This window comes from Paramuribaculum intestinale (assembly GCF_003024925.1).
Classification (GTDB): Bacteria; Bacteroidota; Bacteroidia; order Bacteroidales; family Muribaculaceae; genus Paramuribaculum; species Paramuribaculum intestinale.
In genome coordinates, this window is sequence record NZ_PUED01000277.1 from 1 (window position 1) to 2,312 (window position 2,312).

A 2,312-nucleotide genomic window follows, 5' to 3' on the forward strand; every position below is an offset into this window, starting at 1 on the left:
CAACGCTACAGTGCGTATTGTTAAAATCAGCCAGTTGAGGAACCTTTTGCTCATCTTGGTTGTAGTATTTTCAAATACCGACTTACACCGAAAGGTGAAGTCTTTGAGAATCGCCAATACGTTCATACGCTAAGTTTTTTATAATGAACGCTTTGGCGATTCATTTGTATTTGATAATTCGTTATATTAACTTAAGTTTCAACTACTTCTGTAATTTTTACCGAATCATTGTAAATATGAAAGTTATAAATTTGCTAACAGTTGAGCGACAGTCGCTTGCGGACACGAAAAAGGGCCACAAACTCATGTTGAATTTGTGACCCTTTAGTGATCCGCCTGGTCTCTGTGATACAAACGTATGTTATATGATTATCAATATCTTAACTCTCTGAAAATCGCGGTACTCCCTCTTTGCGCACCCCGATATTTCAATGTTCTTCTTTGTTTACTTTGCAAAGATAATAATAATTCGCTGATTTTCGGCGATTAAGAGCGTTAAATAACCCTTATTTATTACCACGTTTTTCGCCAATTCTTGCTGCCTCGTATATTTGACGGTGTATTTATAGACTTAATTTTGCTCCCTCTCGCCTCATTATAATGGATGCTGATTGTGTTTTGATTTCCATTTTGGCGATATTTAAGCTAATTCAGAGATTAAAACCCAAAATATTCCGGTTTTATTTTGAAAACGCCACAAATAATAGCTAACTTTGCCATATCAAAGCCACATATAATGATACACGAGCTGAAAATAAAAAATTTCAAGTCCTTCCGTGACGAAGTTGAAATAAGTTTCGAGCCTTCGGGAGATGACCGTTACAACAGTGTTGTAACCATGCCTGACGGGGTGCAGTTACTCCGTTTTGCAGTTGTTCTCGGAGCCAATGCCAGCGGAAAATCTAATCTTTTGGATGCCGTTGAGTTCCTTCGTGAATTCTGGAATAATATCCCTGCCACAAATGATGATGGAACAAATGTCCAGCCATTCCTTATGCGGAAGTCGGCTTTGTCTTATGACACAGAGATTGAGATCAAATTGTATGTGGACGGCATACGTTATTGGTATCAGCTTACGGTGAATCCAGAAAAGGTATGTCGTGAGGCATTATTTGTCTATCTCACAAATCGCCCGACAAAGGTGTTTTGTCGAGAGGACGTACAGGGCGTATCAAAGCTGACATTCAATTCAACTGTCGCCAAGCTCTCTCCGGCAGAGGTGGATATTATGACAATGAACTGTCTGCGAAATATGTCGGTTCTTGCCGTATTGAAAAAAGTCAATATCGCCGTGCCTTATCTTGATAATATGCGCCGTTGGATTGACAGCCGGATGCTTCCTTTGCAGAGTGGTTCACTTTCATCATTATCGCATGGAGCAAAGAAGATGATTGCAGACAGCGAGGATTTCAGGGAATACCTGATGCAGTTCGCACAAGAAGCCGACTTCAACATATCCGACATCAAGATACAGAAAATGGCTGCATTATTCGGTCATACCGTGGAGGGAGAGACTGGAAGTGAGAGTTATGTTTTGCCAGAAAACTGCCAGAGTACAGGCACAAAGCGTATGGTTGAACTGGAGTCGCTTATCTATACACAGTTGAAGCGACAGGCTTTTCTGTGCATTGATGAGATTGAGGCAAGTATGCACCCCAATCTTATGGAATACATACTTGCCAAATTTATAAACACCCCGGACAATCAATCACAACTGCTTGTATCGACGCACTATGATCCGATATTGGAAGATATTGACGATTTGTTTGGCAAGGATTCCGTATGGTTTACCGAAAAGGGTAAAGACGGCAATACCACACTGTTTTCTCTTGTTGATTTCAAAGGGCTTAACAAGCTGTCTTCAATTCATCGGGCATATATGAACGGTCAATTTGGTGTAATTCCACAGATAATATAACATAATTAGGTGAAACAATCAGATGGAAATTAAGCGATATTCTGACGAAAGTGACGCATATTACGAAGCTCGCAAACTTTGGAATGAATTCAAAGAAATTGCGTTATTCGAAGCTCGTTATTATCTTAAACATAAGGTATTAGAAATACTTTCAAATTACATAACAAAAAATACAATTACAATTGAAGAAGGCGAATTTTTTTATCGCGCAAGAATAATTGATGACAAAGCTCTTAAGGATCATATGGTATATCAATGTTACGGACTTCCAGATGGGGAACGTCTTAACATCAAATATCATAGCAAATCGAATCCATTTAGAGGATTAAGCAAAGAGGCTTCTTTTGTGCCCCCAAAAGAGATTTATATCAAAGAAGGTCGAGCAAATCCTAAA

General features: G+C 39.1%; 1 protein-coding gene and 1 pseudogene. Both read left to right on the top strand.

Features of this window, described 5'->3' with window-relative positions:
* Positions 1 to 736 precede the first annotated feature (736 nt).
* Positions 737 to 1,918 (top strand): AAA family ATPase, encoded by a 1,182-nt coding sequence (locus C5O24_RS12680; protein ID WP_133165593.1) that lies wholly within the window; start codon positions 737 to 739, stop codon positions 1,916 to 1,918.
* A 22-nt stretch (positions 1,919 to 1,940) separates the two neighbouring features.
* Positions 1,941 to 2,312 (top strand): annotated as a pseudogene (locus C5O24_RS12685) (RES family NAD+ phosphorylase); the annotation flags it as partial.

Coding starts and splice junctions, on each gene's coding strand:
- C5O24_RS12680 (WP_133165593.1), top strand. CDS start 737: ATGATACACGAGCTGAAAATAAAAAATTTCAAGTCCTTCCGTGACGAA.